A 19841-nucleotide genomic window follows, 5' to 3' on the forward strand; every position below is an offset into this window, starting at 1 on the left:
TTTGAAGTGAGTTAAAGTAGTGGGGCAAAAAGCCCCTTTGAATTATAAAAGTGAATTGATTTTATCTGCAATTGCAGCTTTAGATTGAGCGCCAATTAATGTCTCTTTAATCTCTCCATCTTTAAAGAATAGTAAAGTTGGAATAGAGCGTACGCCATACTCTACAGCTAGATCTTGAACCTCATCTGTATTTACTTTGCAGATTTTTGCTTTGCCATCAAATTCTTCAGCTAATTCATCAATTACTGGAGCTAGCATTCTGCATGGTCCACACCATGGAGCCCAAAAATCTACTAGAGCAACGCCCTCTTTAGCGATATTGAAATTTTCAGCTGTTAAATCGATATATTTACCCATTTTATCTCCTTCTATGGTTTTACAATAAAATTATACATTAAAAAAGTTAAACTAAAACTAACAAATATAATTTTAGGTAACTCAAACTTCATCAAATCAGAGCTTATTATAAAATATAAAAGTTAATAATTTTTATTAATTATTAAATTTTAAAAAAATGAAAGAGATATTTAATCAGTATGTAATATTTTCTATTAGCTCTATATTTTGACCATTTATACAGATTATATCAATTTGATATGGCAAATTTAAATTAGAGTTTAACATATAAAAATCTATAGCTTTTATAATTTTTTCCAATTTAGATTGTGTTACTCTATAGATGGTTTGATAATCTTTGGACGAGGCCTTGACTTCGATAAAATGAAGAGTTGAATCACGCTTAGCAATGATATCAATCTCTCCAAATTTGGTTTTATAGTTTAAATTGAGTATTTTATAGCCATTTTTTGATAAAAATTTAGCAGCACTTTTCTCAGCTTCATGACCAAAAAGATATTCAGCTAAACCCAAAGATTAACTCTCAATCCTAATCATAAATGGCTTAGCCTTGATAAAGCTCTCATTTTCTAAGCTATTAATAACTTTTAGCATATCAGCTTCTAAGCAAGTATGCGTAGTAAAAAATAAGGTAGCACACCCTTCATCTTTGCTTTTTGCTTTTTGTAAGAAGCTATCAATTGAGAGATTATTTTGACTCATTAAATTTGTAATCTTAGCCAAAACCCCAACCTCATCAGCTACCTTTAATCTTAAATAATATTTGGTTCTAATCTGGCTAGGCTTTAGAAGTTTTAATGGTGCGGACTCTAGTGGAGCCTTATATCCTAGCATAGGATTTCTAATCTCTCTAGCGATATCTATTAAATCACTTATAACCGCACTTGCCGTAGCAGACCCACCAGCACCAGCACCATAAAATAAGCTCTCTCCAACTGCATCACCTACGACACTTACAGCATTCATTACCCCATTTACATTTGCTAGCATCTTATCTTTGCTAATAAATGCTGGATGAACTCTAAGCTCTAAAGTACCTTCTCCTCGCTTAGCAATGGCTAATAGTTTAATAGCGTACTCAAATTCATTAGCAAAATATATATCCTCACTACTAATCTCGCTAATACCTTCTATCATTATATCTTCAGGTTTAGCATGCACGCAATAAGCAATACTAGCTAATATAAGCAGCTTATGTGCAGTATCAAATCCACTAATATCAAAAGTCGGATCAGCCTCAGCATAACCTAATTCTTGAGCCTTTTTAAGCGCCTCGTCAAACTGCACTCCACTATTCATCATATTTGTTAGAATATAATTGCTTGTTCCGTTCATTATACCCATTATTTTTTGAATATGGTTTGCGCTTAATCCTTCTCTTAAGGCTTTTATGATTGGTATCCCACCAGCTACACTAGCTTCATATCCAAATGCCGTATCACCAGCAAGTGATTCAAGTTCATTTCTATAATAGGCTAAAAGAGCTTTATTAGCCGTTACTACTGCTTTTTTTCGTTCTAGAATTTTGCTTACTATTTCATAAGGCTTATCAATTCCCCCCATAAGCTCAACAAATACATCTATATCATCTCTATTTATTACGCTATCTATATCATCAGTTAGTGGAATTATCGAGTCTTTATGCTTTGATAAATCCCTTACTACACCCACTACTGGAGTTATACTAACTCCAGCTCTTGAGGCTATTAAATCGCTATTTTTAATAAGCACATTGGCAACTTCAGCCCCTACTGTTCCAACGCCTAATATCGCTACCTTCATTGAACTTCTTTTAAATATTTTTTAATATTTCTTGCAGCTTGGCGAATTCTATTTTCATTTTCTATAAATGCGATTCTGACATACTCATCGCCAGCTTGACCAAATCCAGCTCCAGGACTTACAGCAACACAAGCTTTAGTCAAGAGCTGTTTAGCAAACTCTTTACTTCCTATATTTCCTACTTGTGGCGGTAATTTTGCCCAAGCAAACATACTAGCTCTAGGTTTTGCAATATCCCAACCAGCTGCACTAAATGCCTCTATAAGCGTATCTCTGCGTCTTTCATATGTTTGTCTAATCTGTTCAACACAGTCTTGATCACTATCAAGTGCAATAGTTGCTGCTACTTGAATTGGAGTAAACATTCCATAATCAAACCACGATTTTATCTTTTTAAGTGCTGAAACTAGCTTTTTATTTCCACATATAAAGCCAACACGCCAGCCAGCCATATTATATGATTTTGATAGCGTATAGCACTCCACAGCTACATCTTTTGCACCATCTACTTCAAATATGCTTGGAGTTTTATACCCATCAAATGTTAGCTCTGCATATGCTATATCACTAATAATGTAAAATCTCTCACGCTTAGCCATATCTACTAAACGCTCATAAAAGCTCTTTTGACATGTAACAGTAGTTGGGTTATGAGGAAAATTTACTACAACATATTTTGGTTTTGGAATACTCTCTTCTATAGCATGTTCTAAATTTTCAAAAAATTTATTCTCATCTAATTCATAGCTTGCATTATAAACAAGAGGCATTTTCGTTACATTTCCACCTGCTATAATAAAAGCCTGAGTGTGAATCGGATAGGCTGGGTCTGGCACAATAGCTACATCGCCAGGATTGATAATAGCCTGAACTAAATGCACAAACCCCTCTTTGCTACCCATAGTTGCGACTGCTTCGGTCTCTGGATCTAGCATTACGCCATATTTTCTTTTATACCAATTGCATATCGCAACACGAAGTTTATAAATACCTTGACTAACACTATAACCGTGCGTTTTATCCTTCATAGCACTTTCGCAAAGCTTGTCAATTATGTGTTGAGGAGTTCTACCATCTGGATTTCCCATAGAAAAATCTATAATATCAGCACCATCTCTACGAGCCGCCATCTTAATAGCATTTACCTCTGCAAATGCATAGTTTGGCAATCTTTCAATAGTATTAAATCTAATCTCATCAAACATAAACAACTCCTTAATTTGATTTTATATATATTTTTAATCCACGCTTAATATTCTCTAAACTAAATGCGTCATCTATAAGCATATAGTATGAATTTGGTGGGAATTTAATATATACTTCTTTTTCTGGTTTATCTGATTTAATCTGCGTAATCAAATTTAAATCTCTATCAAGCACTTTTATAACACATATCCATCTATCTGATGCATAGCTTTTTATCAGCGCTTCACTTTTATTGCTAATATTTAAAAAATATGGCTCAAGCGGCTTATTTAGATCATACTCAATATCACTAATATATTGATGAGTAGATAGCACGGCTTTAGTAGCATCAATGCTATATGCAAAGCTAAACTGCCCATCACGCTTTATATCTTTAATAAATATATAATTTTTACTAAGCTCTTTATATAATGCGCCAGGATCAAGAATAAATCTTGAGTTCATCGTTATTTGCCAAACAATCCCTTGGGTATCGCTCTTTAAAGATTTACTTAAAAAATATGAATACCCAAGACTCTTTAATGCCTCAGATACGCTCTTAAACATCAAAATATCAGAAGTTGGACTATAAAATGAAATTTCTAAATTTATAGGCTGTGAATAGCTAAGATTTAATAGCGAATTTACCCTTAGAGCATTTGTGATTTTGGCATAATTTAGATTGCCATTACTATCTATAAATTCAGATTCTACAGCAAATATTTGATCAATCTTATCTCTATTTAAAGCATAATTTTGCTCTGAGATAATACTTTTGATATTGCTATGCAGATCAAGACCAAAAGAGCTAAAAGTAAAAATAAAAAAGAGAAATAATCCTCTTACCATTGAGCGCCTTTATTTATCTTAACAAACTCAGCATAACCAATCTCTTTAATAACCCCATTTTCTACTACAAATCTTAAAGGCTTTTGAAGTTCATATCTCTTTTCATTGCCATTTTCTTCAAGCACAAAATCACCATGGCCTGTTTGAATAAGTTGATCTATGCTTAAATTTATATCTAAAGCATTTTTAGTTGTGTATGATTTTTTATTTTTACCATCTATATCTTTTATGCCTATCCATATAGTTTTTGTTGGGATAATTTTAGCTATTTTATCGGCTTGCATTACTTGTGGAGCTTGTATTTGTATATTTTGAGTAGTAGAATTTGACTCTACTTTGCTAGTAGTATTATTATCACTTGAGATTGCAATAGTTTCATTATTTTCTGTAGTTGTATTCTTATCTTCTTCTACTGCTTTTGATATATTTTCTGTTATTGTCTCTAAATTCTCTTTAGCAGATTCTACTACTGTAGTAGATGAATAGCTTACGCTTTGATTTTTATCAAAACTTGGTAATTTTATACTATCAAAAATATTGGTAAATTTAACCATCCAAACAACAGCTACAACCATCAAAGCCAAAATTAAGATTATAGTTAAAGTTTTGCTGTTATCGCTTTTTGGTGTGTATGCTGGAATCTTTGGTGCTACTGTAAAATTTGAATTATCAACATAGCCATTTTCTTTACAATATTCATTATATTCATCTATCCAGCTTTGAAGATCTAAATCATACTCACGGCTTAAAATCTTAGCAAAGCCAGAAGCGTTTAATTTGCGAAGCTTTTCATAATTTCTCTCACACATATACTCTAAATACTCAGTCTCAATGTGAGTATGCTTTGTAACCTCTTTAAGATCCATTTCTAAAAGTTTTTCTATACCATTATTAGCCATTTACAATCCTATCAAATAATATTCCAAATGCCACACTGACATTTAAGCTATCCCAATCCTTACGCATATTAACACCCAGGATATCATCACATTTTTGCAATACCTTATTTGGTATCCCCTCACCTTCACTACCCATAATTAAAGCAATTTTAGACTCAAATTTAAATTCTTTAGCACTCTTGCCTCCGGCATTTGCTGCATAAATTTTAAATCCAACTTGCTTAAGCTCATTTATAAAGCTTAACCCATCAGTGCATAAAGCAATTGGCAACTCATATGCTGCACCACTACTAGCACGCACTACTCCTTGCATTGCTAGATTCTCATTTTTACCTACAATAACTATACCTCCAGCACCTAAAGCATAAGCTGTTCTTGTTATTGCTCCAATATTTCCCACATCACTAAGACCATATAAAATCACTAAATAATCAGACTTTTTAATCTCATTTAAAGTAGCAAACTCATAATCTTTTACCTTTGCTAAAAAGCCTTGGTGATTGCCACCACGCGCAAGTGCTTGGGCTTTTTGATTATCGACTTTTTGTATTTTTAGGCCGACTTTTGCTATTTGGTTAAATATATCTTTTTGAACCTCTTTTGCTAGATATATCTCTTCGAGCTTGTCTTTATGATGTTTTAACAAATGTAAAAATAGCTGTTTTCCATAGATAATCATAGCGCTTATAGTATCTAAAAGCCCTTAAATTTTAGCTTATTTTTAGTAATAAAAATCAAATTTAGTAAATTTTAAATATTTAATTTCAAATTGAATCTTTGCTTGTTAGTTGAGCATATATATCTTTTACACTTTTGCCAGTGAGTTTAGATAGCAATTTGGCTTTTTGTTTTGGTGGGATATTTAATTCATCTATATCAGATATAGTGATTGATTCGTGTGCAACTACACTTGAGTCTGCTATGACTATACACCATTCACCTTTTAAATTTACATTTTTTAGTATATTTACTAGATTTTTTGCGTTATCTTTAAATTTAGCTTCAAATTTTTTTGTAGCCTCTTTAATAGCAAAAATCTCCCGTTTAGGCTCTAGCTTTGCAATAGCTTCAACTAGCTGCAAGACTCTCTTTGGTGATTCATATATCACTACTGGATAGGCCGAATTTAATGCATTTTGCACCGCTAACTCTCTATCTCTGCCAGTATTTGGTAAAAACCCTAAAAATGTAAACTCTTTTTGCACAATTCCACTTGCTGCTACGGCTAAAAGTGCTGCATTTGCTCCACTTAATACCTCGTAATTTATACCATTTTGCTGAGCAAATTCAACCAAAGAAACACCTGGGTCGCTAATGCAAGGCATTCCTGCATCGCTTACATATACTACAATATTTTCTACTAGCTTTCTAGCTTCAAATTTAGCAAAAAACTCATTTTCGTTATGAGTATGAAGAGAGTAAAACTCAGATGGATTTATATTTAGATTATATTTTGTGTTTAGAAGGTTTATAAGGGATTTAGTTACTCTACTATCTTCACAGATTATGATATCACAAAGGTTCAAGATGTCCAGGCATCTCTTTGAGATATCATCTAAATTGCCAATTGGCGTAGGAAGAAAGTAGAGCAAAAGATTATTTCATTCCGTATTTTTTCTTAAATTTATCTACACGACCAGCACTATCTACGATTTTTTCGCTACCTGTAAAAAATGGGTGGCAAGCATTGCAGATATCTACTTTGATTTCTGGCTTGTTTGACTTGCTAATAAATGTATTACCGCAAGCGCAGCTAACTGTGCATTCAACATACTCTGGATGTATATCTTTTTTCATTGCTTTTCCTTATTTTGAGTTTAAAAGTTGAGATTCTATCCAAATTTGGCTTAAATTTCCTTGATTAATCTAGTCTCATCTGGAGCCATCTCTATTATCTCCCATGGTAAACCCTGTTTATTTAGCTCATCCATAAATGGTTTAGCGTCAAATTCTTCCATATTAAATACGCCATTTCCACTCCAAATACCCTTAGCAACCATCATAGAACCTATCATAGCTGGAACGCCTGTAGTATAGCTTACAGCACCTACACCAGTTTCTTTATAGCACTCTTCATGGTCGCATACATTATATATATATACTTTTCTTGGTTTGCCATCTTTTGTTCCAGTAATTACGCAACCTATATTTGTTTTGCCTTTAGTTCTAGCACCTAGGCTTGCAGGATCTGGTAAAAGTGTCTTTAAAAACTGAATTGGTACAATTTTTACTCCATTATGCTCAACCTCATCAATCCTTAGCATACCTACATTTTCTAAGCATTTCATATGTGTCAAATAGCTTTGACCAAATGTCATAAAGAAACGAATTTGCTTTAATGTAGGGATATTTTTTACTAAGCTTTCAAGTTCTTCATGATATAGCAAATAGCTATCTTTTGGTCCAATTTTTGGATAATCCCAGCTAAAACCTATCTCCATTGGCTCAGTCTCTATCCATTTACCATCTTTATAATATCTACCCTTTGCACTTACCTCTCTTAAATTTATCTCTGGGTTAAAATTTGTAGCAAATGCATAGCCATGATCTCCAGCATTACAATCTAAAATATCAATATATTCAATCTCATCAAATAGATACTGCTTAGCATAAGCACAATATACATTAGTAACACCTGGGTCAAACCCACTACCAAGAAGCGCCATTGTATTAGCAGTTTTAAACTCGCCATCTTTAGCCCATTGAAGTTTATACTCAAATTTAGCTGTATCTGGGTGTTCGTAGTTGGCTGTATCTATATATGGAATTTGAGTTTGTGAGCATGCGTCCATAAGAGTTAAATCCTGATATGGAAGTGCAACATTTAATAATAAATCAGCCTTAACATTTTTAATAAGCTCTACAACAGCAGCTGTATCATCAGCATCTACTACAGCTGTATCAATATCTACGCCTACATTTTCTTTAATAAATCTAGCAATCTTATCGCATTTGCTTTTAGTGCGACTTGCTAGAGTAATTTTGGTAAAGATATCTGAATTCATCGCACATTTTACTGTTGCTGCTTGACTTACTCCACCAGCTCCAATAATTAAAATATGGCTCATTTTTTATCCTTTGTCTGAATTTTTGGTAATTATAGCCAAATTTAGCTAAAACTCATTTATGATTAAATATTAAATTTAAGAAATTTGCTTAATAATACCTACTTAGCACCTTAAGTACTGGCATAGCTAATCTTAATCCTTTAGAGCGATGTGAAATCTCAAGCTTTATACTCTCATCAAGTTGTCCTACTGTCTTATCAAAACCATTAGGAATAAACATAAAATCATAACCAAACCCACTACTTCCAAGCTCTTTATCTATCACCTTGCCATGCATAAATCCATGAACGCCATACTCGCCAAATTTAGAACAAATACCAATACATGCTGTATAAAATGCGTTTGATTGACTTAGCCCTAGCTTATTTAGTTCTGTGATTAATTTTGCCCTATTGCTTGCATCTGTTGCGCTCTCTCCACTATATCTAGCTGAGTATATTCCAGGCCTAAAATCTAAAGCCTCTACACTTATTCCGCTATCATCGCTTAGTGCTATACACTCATTTTCAAGACCTAAATCTACTAGCTTAGCATATACCGTGCGAGCCTTTATCATCGCATTTTCATAAAAACTATTACCATTTTCTTCTATCTCAAAAGGTTGGCAAATCTGCCCAAGTGCAATAACATCAAATTGATTATAATATGCCTTAATCTCTCTAACTTTATCCATATTATTTGTAGCTAATACAATCTTCATCTAGCTCTCCTATTTAAAATTTTTCTAATCCAAAATGCTATCATACCCATACTAATTACCAATATCAAAGCAAGCCAAAACTCATAACTTTGATAATTTGTAATATTATTACCTAAATTTATAAATAGTACCGCGCTAATAAATTTACCAAGCACTCCAGCAGTTATAAATTTAATAAAATTAAATCTCATCACCCCAGCCATATAATTTACAATATTATAAGGTATAACTGGTATAAGCCTTAATAGCAACACTAAAGCAAATTCATCACTACAAAATCTGTTTTTAATAGACTCAAATTTATTCATATCAAAAGCTTGAGTAAAATATCTTGAGATAAAATACATAATAGCTGAGTTTATCCCCACACCTATCATCGTGTAAATAATTGCCTCCCAAAAGCCAAAAACTGCTCCACCTCCAATAGCTAAAATTCCAGCTGGAAACAAAAATATAGGCAAAAATATCCAACATCCAATATAAATCACCCAGCTAAGTTTGCTATACTCACTCATTAGTCTATCTATAATTTGCCTATCAATACTAGATAAAACTACTACGCACAAAACTACAAAGAGTATAAATAAAATTAATCTAACCATAATTTTCTCTTTAAAAAGCGTAATTTTAGCCAAAATTTTGCCAAAATTTGACCATAAATTTAAGTATATTTAGATAAAATTTGCCACATTAATAATAAATTTGGATTTTAGATGAAGCTTTTTGCTAGATATAGTGCTTTTATATATTTGAAATATTTTTTTATTATATTTATCTCTTTAGTTGGATTTTATGTCGTTATTGACACACTTACCAATCTTAAAAATCTCCCAACTAGTGCTAATTTACAACTAATTTATGTTAGTCTTACTGCACTTATTTCTATAAATTATGTATTGCCTATATCGTTGGTTTTAGCTTTAATTGTTACTATGATTAATCTAACTCGCTCTAATGAGTTAGTAAGCTTTTATGCTTTAGGAATTAGCAAAAATAGACTTATAATGCCTATATTTATCATCTCTTTTATAATTAGTATTGGTTATATTGGGCTTTGTTATACTCCATTTGCCTACTCCAAAGAACGCCAAGAGTCGCTAGAAGATTTTCAAAGCTTTGAACGCTCTACTAAATGGATATTTTTGCGATTTGAGAATAAATTTATATACATTGATAAGCTCTTTGGTGATAAGCAAAATGCTACAAATATTCGAATTTTTGATATGAACGGTAGCCAAATTCTATCGCAAATCACAGCCAAAGAAGCTAGCTATGAAGATGGCACCTGGAGATTAAAAGATAATACAATCACTACTTTACCACAAGATATAAAACTAGGTGGTAGTGGATTAAAAAGCAGCAATCAAGATGAGATTATCATAGCCAATAGCTTTCGCCCACGCATAATAGAAAATATTAAAAACAAAGACAATCTATACTCTATTAAAGATGCCATTGATTCTATTAATACACTTAAAAATGAAAACATCAATATAGCTAAAATTAAATCTGTATTATACTCAATGATATTTTTTCCACTTTTTGCTCCATTTATGGTGCTGATTTTATACTATTATATGCCTGTTACTGGGCGTTTTGCTAGTCTTGCAATTGCAAGCTTTGGGGCGATTTTTATCTCACTTTGCATTTGGGGTGTTCTATTTTTACTTATTCGCTTTAGTATAAATGGCGCTATTATGGCTGAGCTTGGTATTATTTTACCAGTTGTTATTTTAATGCTATTTGCTGGATATAAATTTTATCAACATAGATAACAAATTTAATCAAGTTACCATAAGTAACATATAACCAATTATTTATTTAAATTTGATTCAATCTTGTCAATTTATATCCATCATAATGATATAATGATAAAAATAAAAGGTGGTAAAATGAGTCAAATTAGCGTAGCTGCACTACAGTTTAACTCCATCACTGATGATATAAACTCTAATCTAAATTCTGCTTTAGCATTGATAAACTCTGTGCCTAATGATACTAGCATTATTGTCTTGCCAGAGCTTAGCTTAAGCGGCTATTGTGCTGATGAGAGTAAATTTGGCATTGATTTAAGCAGTCATAAAAATGCATTAAAAGACCAAAGATATAAAACTTTATTTGATATTGCTACTCAAAGAGATTGCTTTATTGTCGCTTGTGAGGTAGAACAAGATGGCAAAAATACATATGATACTGCATTTATAATTAGCAAAGATGGCTTAATAGGCAAACAGCGTAAGATTTTTTTATGGCAAAATGAGAGCAAAAGATTTAAACGTGGCAAAAAACAAAAGCTATTTAACCTAATAATCAATAACCAAAAAGTAAAAATTGGTATTGGAATTTGCTATGAGATTGGTTTTGGTGAAATTGCTAGAAAATTAGCATTAGATGGCGCAAATTTATTAATATATCCATCAGCTTTTGGCAATGCTAGAGGTTATGCGTGGGATTTAGCTAGTCGTGCTAGAGCGTTAGAAAATGGATCTTTTCTTATCGCTTGTAACTCTTGTGGATCAAATATATCTGAAATTAATGGTGAGCTATTAGAGTTTTATGGTCACTCCAAAATCATAGACCCAAAAGGAAATATAATAAGCCAGCTTGATAATAGCGCTGGTGCTGTAATAGCAAGTATAGATCTATCTGAAGTAAAGATTCAAAGAGATACAATACCATATCTTAAAGATATCAAGAAATTTAAAAAATCAAATTCCAAATAAAGGAGAGAAAATGGCAAAAGAAATTTTAGTAGCTTATGGCGTAGATATTGATGCTGTTGCTGGTTGGTTAGGAAGCTATGGTGGTGAAGATAGTCCAGATGATATCTCACGCGGACTTTTTGCTGGCGAGGTAGGAATTCCTAGACTTTTAAATTTATTTAAAAAACATAATATTCCAGCTACATGGTTTGCCCCAGGCCATAGCATTGAGACATTTCCAGAACAGATGAAAATGATAGTAGATGCTGGTCATGAGATTGGTGCTCATGGTTACTCACACGAAAATCCTATCGCAATGAGTGCCAAACAAGAAGAAGATGTACTAATTAAAAGTATAGAATTAATAGAAAAATTAACTGGTAAAAAACCAAGCGGTTATGTAGCACCATGGTGGGAATTTAGCAATATCACAAATGAACTACTGCTAAAACATGGTATAAAATATGATCACAGTCTAATGCATAATGACTTTACTCCATACTATGTAAGAGTTGGTGATAGCTGGACAAAGATTGATTATAGTGGCGAAGCAAAAGATTGGATGAAACCATTAGTTAGAGGCAAAGAGACTGACCTAATAGAAATCCCAGCTAACTGGTATTTAGATGATCTTCCACCAATGATGTTTATCAAAAAATCACCAAATAGCTTTGGCTTCCATAGTCCTAGAGATATCGGTCAGATGTGGATAGATCAGTTTGATTGGGTTTATCAAAATATGGATTATGCAGTATTTGGTATGACTATTCATCCAGATGTTAGTGGCAGACCACAAGTGCTTTTAATGCATGAGAGAATTATCTCGCATATTAAGCAATTTGAAGGTGTTAGATGGGTTACATTTAATGAAATTGCAGATGACTTTGCAAAACGCTGCCCAAGAAAATAAAAATATATTCAAATTTATATAATAGAGCAAATTTGCAAATTTGCTCTATTATAGCTTCAATTATAATAAATAACTAAAATTGATATAATCAAATATAATCAAACTAAAATAAATTTTGATAATTTTGTAAATTTTCGCTATATTGGCTCTACAAAATCCCAAATTTGGAGTATAATATAATTGATTTTATATACATGGAGTTTATCATGGACTTTTTCAAAAATCTTAAAGTAGGAGCCAAAATATCTTTAATTGTTGGCGCTGTAGTTTTTGTTGGCTTAACTGCCCTTACTATACTAATTGGCAATAATGTATCAAAGGTGATGAAGCGCGAGTCTGACATCACTCTAACTCAAGCTAGTCATCGTTATGCTGAGCATGTTCTATCCATTTTTAGAGAGATGGATTCACTCACTAAATCTACTGCTAATATCATTGGCTTTGATCTTGGCTCCCATCATGCTAATATGCACGATACCATAGAAGATCTAAGTGCCTCATTTGATTCATCTAGTTATGCTGAATATGCATATATCTATCTACTAGATCCAAATGATAGCTTTAAAAATAGTGATTATATAACTAAAGATAATCACTTTGCACTATTTTTAGTAGATACAAATCGCAATCTTAAAAACGGAATAGAGGTATATAAAACTACTGAAGCCTTCTTAGCTGATACATCTATTAAAGATGTTATAACAACTAAAAAGCCCGTAATTGGCGAGCCTAAACACTACAATATAAATGGAAAAGATGTATTTGCAACTGATATAGCCTATCCACTAATAAATAATGGTAAATTGCTTGGTGTTGTAGGATATATGTATAATCTAAATTATATGACTACATATCTAGATAATAAAGAATTTAGTCTATTTGAAGGCGATGTACGCTACATTTTAAGTGCAGAATCTAGACTAGCTACTCATCACAATCCGCAGTATTGGGGTAAAAAACTAGGTGAGTTTAATACCAACCCTACAACCAAATTAGCCCTAGAAGCGATTCAAAATAAACGCGTAACTATAATTGATGAATACTACACTATCCGTGGTGAAGCAACCAAGGCAATTGTCACTCCATTTTCTATTGGCGAGCTTGGAACTTGGTATATGTTTGTCAATGCTCCACTTGATGAGATTCAAAAACCGATGCGTATCTTAGTATATGAGATTATTGGGGTGTCAGTTGTAGTGCTTATTATACTTCTTGTTTGTGTTTATATGATTACTAATAGATTAGTTACTGCTAGACTTGGCCGTCTATCTGGACTGCTTTTAGCATTCTTTAAATATATCAACCACGAAGAAAAGCGTGCACCAAATGTTATACCGCCTACATCAAATGATGAGATTGGCACAATGGCATCAGCAATAAACTCTAATATCTTAAAAACTCAACAAGGCTTACAAAAAGATGCTGAGGCTATTAGTGAGGCAGCTAATACAGCTAAATCTGTAGAAAATGGCGACCTAACAGCAAGAATCAAACAAAATCCAAATAACCCTCAGCTAATCGAGCTTAAAAATGTACTAAATAATATGCTAAATGTACTAGAAGCTAGAATCGGTGGCAATATGAATGAGATTCATAGAGTATTTGAATCATATAAAAATCTAAATTTTACTACTCAAATCATGGGCGCTAAAGGTAATGTAGAGACTACTACAAATATTTTAGGTGAAGAGATTAGAAAAATGCTAACCTCATCTGCTAGCTATGCTCAAGATCTAGCTAAACAAACTGAAAATTTAAAAGAGTCAATGCAAAGACTATTTGATGGTTCAAACGCTCAAGCTAATTCACTAGAGCAATCAGCAGCAGCCATAGAGGAGATATCAAGCTCTATGAGTAGCGTAAATGATAGAACAACTGAAGTAGCCAGACAAGCAGAAGATATCAAAAACATAGTAGGCGTAATAAAAGATATTGCAGACCAAACAAATCTATTAGCGCTAAATGCAGCCATAGAAGCAGCTCGTGCTGGTGAGCATGGTAGAGGTTTTGCTGTTGTTGCTGATGAGGTAAGAAAACTAGCTGAAAGAACAGGAAAATCTCTAAGCGAAATCGAAGTAAATGTAAATGTTTTAGTTCAAGGTGTAACTGAAATGAGCGAATCTATAAAAGAACAGACTCAAGGTATCGCTCAAATCAATGAAGCTATAGCCCAACTAGAGAGTGTAACTCAAGATAATGTTACTGTGGCAAATGATACTAATACTATAACTGCTAAAGTAAATCAAATTTCTGATAATATCTTAGAAGATGTAAATAAGAAAAAATTCTAACTCTAACAAAAGATACCAAGAAAAATCTCTTGGTATCTTTAATTTATTAATTATTGCTTAAATTTATTTCAATACAAAAATCTAAAAAATATAGCAAAACAATTTTAAATCAAATTTCTTATAAAATTCAAATTTTACTACAATATTAAGCCAAAATTTTATAAAAACTAAGTATTATAATTTATAAATAAATTAGGTGAATTGTGGAATTTGTAAATTATCTTGGACAAGAAAATGTGGTAACATTTTTTTTACTTCTTGTGCGAACTGGTGCTTTAATGGTGTTTTTTCCATTTTTTAACCATATACAAATTCCGGTTGTTATAAAGGCTACACTCTCATTTATATTAGCACTTTATCTATTTCCACTAGCTACTCCTTTAGCTAATCTAGATAGCTTAAATATCCAATATTTAGTTTTAGAGGCCCTATCTGAGCTTATGCTTGGATTGTGTGCTGGAGTGCTTTTGATGCTAGTTTTTGGTGCAGTTCAGCTAGCAGGTGAGCAGATATCAATGATTATGGGATTTTCTATGGCAACTGTGATCGATCCTCAAAGCGGTATAAACGCCCCACTAATCTCAAATATCTTAAATTTAATTGTTCTACTAGCATTTTTATTATTTGATGGACATCATTTGGTTTTATATTTTTTAGCTTATGGTCTTGAATTTATTCCACTTGGTGGTTTTTATCCTGAACAAAATATTCTTAAATATGCAGCACAAGGAATGGTAAATCTCTTTTTATATGGATTTATTATCTCATTTCCTATTTTAGCGCTTACTTTAATGTCGGATTTAATCTTTGGAATGCTTATGAAGACAATGCCGCAATTTAACTTGCTTGTTGTTGGTTTTCCTATTAAGATTACTATTGCATTTGTAGTGTTAATGGCTATATTAGCAGTGATTGTAAAGGTTTTTACAACACTAATGATGAGAGTTTTGAATGATTTGCCAAGTTTATTTTACTAAATAAAGCAATACATAATGAAAAATTGCGTAAAATAGTGTAAATTTTTTAAGGGGTAGTCTATGAAGGTAATTTTGCTAAATAATAACCCAGCAGTTTCAAAGCTTGCAAGTGTAAGTTTAAATAAGCTTGGATATGAATTTGTTGAGATTGATAATTTAGAAACTATAGTTGATAATGAAGCTGATTTAATCATATGCGATAGTGGGCTTTATAATAGCGAAGTAAATTACCTAGAGTATGCTCAAAACCAGCTATTTTTAATCCCTAGAAATCAATCTAATCAATATGATATAGCTCAAAATGAGATACTACAAAAGCCATTTTTGCCAACTGATTTTATCGATATTATAAAAGTAATTTTAAAAGATACAACTCAAGATATACAACCACCACAAAAAGAGCCAATCCCAGTTGATAACGATATTAAAGTTGGTAATAAATTTGGTGAAATTCAAGATATTGATGAGATGGATTTTAGCTCTAGCAATGATGAGTTGAGTGATTTTAATGATTTAGATAGCAATGAGCTATTAAATCAAATTGATGATATGGAAGATCAATTTGTAGAAAATGAATTTAATGAATTTGATGATACAGAGCTTAGTTTTACTGAAGATGTAGAAGACCTTAATAAAGGGCTTGAAGAGATTACTCAAATAGATGAGATTAAAGAAGAGCCGATAAAAGAGCAGTTAGAAGAGATTAGCGAAGTTAGCGATGATTTTATTGAAGAATTTGATGATATTAGCCAAATAGATCAAACTACCCAATCTAATCAGATAGCCAAAACAGATGAGTTTGCTGAAGTTAGTGGCGAATTTGCCGAAATTGATGATAAGTTTGAAAAGATAGATGATAGCATTACAGAATTAAGCGATGAAATCAATCCGGTTGATGATGAATTAATTGTAGCAGATAATAAAAAAGAAGAATTTGTCAGCTTTGAGACTATTAGCGAATTTCAAAAAAGCGATACTAATAAAGATGATAAGATATCACAAGAGATAGATGAAGTTGCTAAGACGATAGATATATCTAAAGATATCAAAGAATCAACATCAAAATCTCAAAATATCAAAGATATAACTAGCGAATATGAAAATATCAAGCTTGATATATCTGCCTTTGATGAGTTGCCAGATGAAGAGAGTACTTTAGATGAAAAATCTGAGCCTACTATCAAAGTTGAAGAAGTCCAAGATCCTATGCAAATTTCAGATCTAGACTATACAGATAATTTAAATGAACTAAGCAATATGCTTGATGAGATTGATAATATGGATTATGAGGAAGAGAGTGTAAATCAAATGGTAGAAAATGAATCAAAAATTGCCAGCTTAAATAGCTGTTATGAGGCTAGTACAATTGATGAGATAGATGAGGCTGCTATTAAAGAAGCACTTCATGAAGATACTACGCCTACTCAAACTCTAGCTGCAGATATACTAGAGCAACAAGAGCCTAAAGAAGAAATAGTAGCCACAGATAGCTCAAATATAAACAAAGATGAGTTAGCTCAAGTCCTAGCTACACAAATTGGTCAAGAATTAGGCAAAGCCTTAAATACTGGTGCATTCAAAGATATGCTAAAAGATATCAACATTAATATTAATATAAGTTTTGAAGGCAAGCAATGAGTGGTCAAATTCTAATAATCAGCGGCCCAAGTGGAAGTGGTAAAAGCACGCTTTTATCACGCCTGATAAGCGAATTTGATAATATTTACTTCTCAATCTCTAGCACTACAAGAGAGCCACGAGATGGTGAGCAAAATGGGGTAAATTATCACTTTATTAATGTTGATGAGTTTCAAAAAGGTATTGATGAGGGCAAATTCTTAGAGTGGGCAAATGTACATAAAAATTATTATGGCACCAGCTTAGAACCGGTAGAAAAAGCCTTAAAAGATGGCAAAATAGTAATATTTGATATAGATGTTCAAGGCTATCATTTAGCTATGAAAAAATATAGCCATATTATCACTTCGGTTTTTGTAACTACAAAAGATAGGCACGAGCTTAAAAAACGCCTTACAAAGCGTGGCAGCGATGATGCACAAACTATAGAAAATAGACTATTTAATGCAGCTACTGAGATAGCTTATATAAGCGAGTATGACTATTTAATCATCAATGATGACCTAGATAGCTCATATGAGAGATTAAAATCAATCTTTATATCGCTTAGTTCAAAAACTCAAAGCTTTAATCTAAATGATGTTATAGAGAGCTGGAGTGAGTGCTAAATTTAAGATTATTAAGGTAAAATTCGAAATTTAATTTAAGGAGAAAAATATGGGTAGTATGAGTATAAGTCACTGGTTGATTGTTTTGGCAATTATTGTTTTACTTTTTGGTGCAAAAAAGATTCCAGAACTTGCAAAAGGTATGGGTAAAGGTATTAAAAGTTTCAAAAAAGAGATGGAAGATGATACCCCACTAGAAAAAATAGAGAAGGCTCAAGACTCAACTGAAGTTAAAAAAGATGAAACTCAAAAGAGTGCCTAATGAGTGCTAAAGATACTCTAAAAAGTGAAATTAGTGCTATTTTAGGACATCAAGTCGTTGTAGAAAAGCCTAAAGATAGAGCTTTAGCTCACTATGCTACGCCACTTGCATTTAGCTTAGCTAAAGAGCTTAAAAAATCACCTGTAATTATAGCAAGTGAGTTAGCAGCTAAATTTAACTCACCAAAATATGAAGTAAGTGCTGTAAATGGATATATAAACTTTAAGCTAAGTGGTGAATTTTTAGACTCTTTGGCTAATGATGCGCTAAAAAGTGCAGAAAAATTTGGCTCTAAAGAGATTAAAAATCCTAAAAATATATTTTTAGAATATATTAGTGCTAATCCTACTGGACCTCTTCATATTGGACATGTGCGTGGTGCAGTCTATGGTGATACACTAGCTAGAGTTGCTAGACATATCGGTATAGGCATACATACTGAGTACTATATCAATGATGCTGGCAATCAAATAGATCTACTAGGTACATCTATTACTCTTAGAGCGCGTGAAATTATATTTAATGAAACTGTAGAGTACCCTGAGAAATACTATAGAGGCGAATATATAGATGAGTTGGCTCATGCAGCTTATCAGAAGTTTGGTAAAGATATTTTTGAGCCTAGTCGTAATCTTGAATTGGCTGAATTTGGTAAAGATATAGTACTTGATATCATCAAAAAAGATCTAGCAGATGCTGGAATATTTATAGAGAGTTGGGCAAGTGAAAAATCATACTATGATAAGCTAGACCAAACCCTTCAACGCTTAGAAAAAAGTGGAGAAATCTATAAAAAAGATGGCACAACCTATATAGCCTCTACAAAACTTGGCGATGATAATGATAGAGTTGTAGTGCGAAGCGATGGTCGCCCTACATATTTAGCTGGTGATATTATCTATCATAATGTCAAATTTGCCAATGATTTTGATACATATATCAATATCTGGGGAGCCGATCACCACGGATATATTGCTAGATTAAAAGCTGCTATTAACTTCCTTGGCTATGATGAAAATAAGCTAGAAGTAATATTAATGCAAATGGTAAGTCTATTAAAAGATGGCAAACCATTTAAAATGAGCAAAAGAGCTGGCACATCAGTGCTAATGAGCGATATATTAGCCGAGATTGGAAGTGATGCATTGAGATTTATCTTTATCTCTAAAGCCAATAGCTCAAGTCTTGAGTTTGATATTGATGAGCTTAAAAAACAAGATAGCTCAAATCCAATATTTTACATTAACTACGCTCACGCTAGAATAAATCAAATTTTTACCAAAGCTGGTAAATCGCCTGAAGATGTAGCAAATGTATCACTAGCAAATTTAAGCGATGATGGTAAAAATCTGTTATTTGAAGCACTCATAATGCCTGAAATTTTAGAAGATGCACTATACCAAAGAAGCCTACATAAAATCCCAGATTATCTAAAGGGACTTAGCGCAAGTTTTCATAAATTCTACAATGAAAATAGAGTAGTAGGAAGTCAAAATGAAGATGAGTTATTAAAGCTCTTTAGCGTTGTGGCTTTAAGCATCAAGGTAGCATTAAATTTAATGGGAATTAAAGCCAAAGATATAATGGAGAATTAAACAAAGCAAGGGTAGCCA

The 19841-nt window shown here is 32.5% G+C and carries 20 protein-coding genes and 1 pseudogene; 9 read left to right on the plus strand and 12 right to left on the minus strand.

Annotated elements, in window-relative coordinates:
• Positions 1-42 precede the first annotated feature (42 nt).
• The 12 genes from trxA to CVIC12175_RS06310 all read right to left on the minus strand — a co-directional run bounded on the left by trxA (position 43) and on the right by CVIC12175_RS06310 (position 9442).
• Positions 43-357: a thioredoxin gene (trxA, locus tag CVIC12175_RS06255; RefSeq protein WP_086247296.1), complete on the minus strand. Its 315-nt coding sequence runs from the start codon at positions 355-357 to the stop codon at positions 43-45.
• A 174-nt stretch (positions 358-531) separates the two neighbouring features.
• Positions 532-870, minus strand: coding sequence for a YraN family protein (locus CVIC12175_RS06260; RefSeq protein ID WP_086256606.1), 339 nt, complete (start codon positions 868-870; stop codon positions 532-534).
• A 3-nt stretch (positions 871-873) separates the two neighbouring features.
• On the minus strand, positions 874-2139 hold the full coding sequence (locus CVIC12175_RS06265; RefSeq protein WP_086256605.1) for a homoserine dehydrogenase: 1266 nt from the start codon (positions 2137-2139) through the stop codon (positions 874-876).
• Positions 2136-3344, minus strand: coding sequence for an LL-diaminopimelate aminotransferase (locus CVIC12175_RS06270; RefSeq protein ID WP_086254363.1), 1209 nt, complete (start codon positions 3342-3344; stop codon positions 2136-2138). The genes CVIC12175_RS06265 and CVIC12175_RS06270 overlap by 4 nt, the downstream gene beginning before the upstream one ends.
• Positions 3345-3354: 10 nt before the next feature.
• Positions 3355-4173 carry a hypothetical protein gene (locus tag CVIC12175_RS06275; protein WP_086302616.1) on the minus strand — a complete coding sequence of 273 codons (819 nt, stop codon included), beginning with the start codon at positions 4171-4173 and terminating at the stop codon, positions 3355-3357.
• The gene (locus CVIC12175_RS06280) at positions 4167-5072 is read right to left on the minus strand and encodes a hypothetical protein (RefSeq protein WP_086302618.1); all 906 of its coding nucleotides are present in this window, start codon (positions 5070-5072) and stop codon (positions 4167-4169) included. Before CVIC12175_RS06280 ends, CVIC12175_RS06275 begins: the two co-directional genes overlap by 7 nt.
• Positions 5065-5751, minus strand: a complete 687-nt coding sequence (gene rlmB, locus CVIC12175_RS06285) for a 23S rRNA (guanosine(2251)-2'-O)-methyltransferase RlmB (RefSeq protein ID WP_086302620.1) — start codon at positions 5749-5751, stop codon at positions 5065-5067. Before rlmB ends, CVIC12175_RS06280 begins: the two co-directional genes overlap by 8 nt.
• Positions 5752-5836: 85 nt before the next feature.
• Entirely contained in the window at positions 5837-6664 is an 828-nt protein-coding gene (gene rsmI / locus CVIC12175_RS06290; protein WP_086302622.1) for a 16S rRNA (cytidine(1402)-2'-O)-methyltransferase, read from the minus strand.
• A 4-nt stretch (positions 6665-6668) separates the two neighbouring features.
• A complete protein-coding gene (rpmE, locus tag CVIC12175_RS06295) occupies positions 6669-6869 on the minus strand; it encodes a 50S ribosomal protein L31 (RefSeq protein ID WP_086247304.1) in 201 nt (66 codons plus the stop codon).
• A gap of 50 nt (positions 6870-6919) precedes the next feature.
• Positions 6920-8140 (minus strand): saccharopine dehydrogenase family protein, encoded by a 1221-nt coding sequence (locus CVIC12175_RS06300; protein WP_086302624.1) that lies wholly within the window; start codon positions 8138-8140, stop codon positions 6920-6922.
• 88 nt (positions 8141-8228) lie between these two features.
• Positions 8229-8840 (minus strand): non-canonical purine NTP pyrophosphatase, encoded by a 612-nt coding sequence (locus CVIC12175_RS06305; RefSeq protein ID WP_086256601.1) that lies wholly within the window; start codon positions 8838-8840, stop codon positions 8229-8231.
• Positions 8837-9442 carry a TVP38/TMEM64 family protein gene (locus tag CVIC12175_RS06310; RefSeq protein WP_141082875.1) on the minus strand — a complete coding sequence of 202 codons (606 nt, stop codon included), beginning with the start codon at positions 9440-9442 and terminating at the stop codon, positions 8837-8839. Before CVIC12175_RS06310 ends, CVIC12175_RS06305 begins: the two co-directional genes overlap by 4 nt.
• Positions 9443-9553: 111 nt before the next feature.
• On the opposite strand from CVIC12175_RS06310, the gene CVIC12175_RS06315 reads away from it, so the two are divergent.
• From CVIC12175_RS06315 to argS, 9 genes and pseudogenes are all read left to right on the plus strand, one after another.
• A complete protein-coding gene (locus CVIC12175_RS06315) occupies positions 9554-10615 on the plus strand; it encodes an LptF/LptG family permease (protein WP_086255599.1) in 1062 nt (353 codons plus the stop codon).
• 117 nt (positions 10616-10732) lie between these two features.
• Entirely contained in the window at positions 10733-11563 is an 831-nt protein-coding gene (locus CVIC12175_RS06320) for a carbon-nitrogen hydrolase family protein (protein ID WP_086315929.1), read from the plus strand.
• A 10-nt stretch (positions 11564-11573) separates the two neighbouring features.
• On the plus strand, positions 11574-12452 hold the full coding sequence (locus CVIC12175_RS06325) for a polysaccharide deacetylase family protein (protein ID WP_086247310.1): 879 nt from the start codon (positions 11574-11576) through the stop codon (positions 12450-12452).
• A 1910-nt stretch (positions 12453-14362) separates the two neighbouring features.
• A pseudogene (locus CVIC12175_RS08815) lies at positions 14363-14743 on the plus strand (methyl-accepting chemotaxis protein); the annotation flags it as partial.
• 203 nt (positions 14744-14946) lie between these two features.
• Positions 14947-15720 (plus strand): flagellar biosynthetic protein FliR, encoded by a 774-nt coding sequence (gene fliR, locus CVIC12175_RS06335; protein WP_086315931.1) that lies wholly within the window; start codon positions 14947-14949, stop codon positions 15718-15720.
• A gap of 60 nt (positions 15721-15780) precedes the next feature.
• The gene (locus CVIC12175_RS06340) at positions 15781-17358 is read left to right on the plus strand and encodes a hypothetical protein (RefSeq protein WP_086302626.1); all 1578 of its coding nucleotides are present in this window, start codon (positions 15781-15783) and stop codon (positions 17356-17358) included.
• Entirely contained in the window at positions 17355-17966 is a 612-nt protein-coding gene (gene gmk, locus CVIC12175_RS06345; RefSeq protein WP_086247314.1) for a guanylate kinase, read from the plus strand. Before CVIC12175_RS06340 ends, gmk begins: the two co-directional genes overlap by 4 nt.
• A gap of 49 nt (positions 17967-18015) precedes the next feature.
• A complete protein-coding gene (tatA, locus tag CVIC12175_RS06350; RefSeq protein ID WP_086247315.1) occupies positions 18016-18228 on the plus strand; it encodes a twin-arginine translocase TatA/TatE family subunit in 213 nt (70 codons plus the stop codon).
• Complete coding sequence (argS, locus tag CVIC12175_RS06355; RefSeq protein WP_086302628.1) at positions 18228-19823, plus strand: arginine--tRNA ligase; 1596 nt, start codon at positions 18228-18230, stop codon at positions 19821-19823. Before tatA ends, argS begins: the two co-directional genes overlap by 1 nt.
• The last annotated feature ends 18 nt before the right edge of the window (positions 19824-19841 follow it).

Source organism: Campylobacter vicugnae, assembly GCF_002139875.1.
GTDB lineage: Bacteria > Campylobacterota > Campylobacteria > Campylobacterales > Campylobacteraceae > Campylobacter > Campylobacter vicugnae.

What these genes read in the sequence shown, in the direction of transcription:
- trxA (WP_086247296.1), bottom strand. Translation starts at nt 357, where the DNA reads ATGGGTAAATATATCGATTTAACAGCTGAAAATTTCAATATCGCTAAA.
- CVIC12175_RS06265 (WP_086256605.1), bottom strand. Translation starts at nt 2,139, where the DNA reads ATGAAGGTAGCGATATTAGGCGTTGGAACAGTAGGGGCTGAAGTTGCC.
- CVIC12175_RS06270 (WP_086254363.1), bottom strand. Translation starts at nt 3,344, where the DNA reads ATGTTTGATGAGATTAGATTTAATACTATTGAAAGATTGCCAAACTAT.
- CVIC12175_RS06275 (WP_086302616.1), bottom strand. Translation starts at nt 4,173, where the DNA reads ATGGTAAGAGGATTATTTCTCTTTTTTATTTTTACTTTTAGCTCTTTT.
- CVIC12175_RS06280 (WP_086302618.1), bottom strand. Translation starts at nt 5,072, where the DNA reads ATGGCTAATAATGGTATAGAAAAACTTTTAGAAATGGATCTTAAAGAG.
- rlmB (WP_086302620.1), bottom strand. Translation starts at nt 5,751, where the DNA reads ATGATTATCTATGGAAAACAGCTATTTTTACATTTGTTAAAACATCAT.
- rpmE (WP_086247304.1), bottom strand. Translation starts at nt 6,869, where the DNA reads ATGAAAAAAGATATACATCCAGAGTATGTTGAATGCACAGTTAGCTGC.
- CVIC12175_RS06300 (WP_086302624.1), bottom strand. Translation starts at nt 8,140, where the DNA reads ATGAGCCATATTTTAATTATTGGAGCTGGTGGAGTAAGTCAAGCAGCA.
- CVIC12175_RS06305 (WP_086256601.1), bottom strand. Translation starts at nt 8,840, where the DNA reads ATGAAGATTGTATTAGCTACAAATAATATGGATAAAGTTAGAGAGATT.
- CVIC12175_RS06310 (WP_141082875.1), bottom strand. Translation starts at nt 9,442, where the DNA reads ATGGTTAGATTAATTTTATTTATACTCTTTGTAGTTTTGTGCGTAGTA.
- CVIC12175_RS06315 (WP_086255599.1), top strand. Translation starts at nt 9,554, where the DNA reads ATGAAGCTTTTTGCTAGATATAGTGCTTTTATATATTTGAAATATTTT.
- CVIC12175_RS06320 (WP_086315929.1), top strand. Translation starts at nt 10,733, where the DNA reads ATGAGTCAAATTAGCGTAGCTGCACTACAGTTTAACTCCATCACTGAT.
- CVIC12175_RS06325 (WP_086247310.1), top strand. Translation starts at nt 11,574, where the DNA reads ATGGCAAAAGAAATTTTAGTAGCTTATGGCGTAGATATTGATGCTGTT.
- CVIC12175_RS06340 (WP_086302626.1), top strand. Translation starts at nt 15,781, where the DNA reads ATGAAGGTAATTTTGCTAAATAATAACCCAGCAGTTTCAAAGCTTGCA.
- gmk (WP_086247314.1), top strand. Translation starts at nt 17,355, where the DNA reads ATGAGTGGTCAAATTCTAATAATCAGCGGCCCAAGTGGAAGTGGTAAA.
- tatA (WP_086247315.1), top strand. Translation starts at nt 18,016, where the DNA reads ATGGGTAGTATGAGTATAAGTCACTGGTTGATTGTTTTGGCAATTATT.
- argS (WP_086302628.1), top strand. Translation starts at nt 18,228, where the DNA reads ATGAGTGCTAAAGATACTCTAAAAAGTGAAATTAGTGCTATTTTAGGA.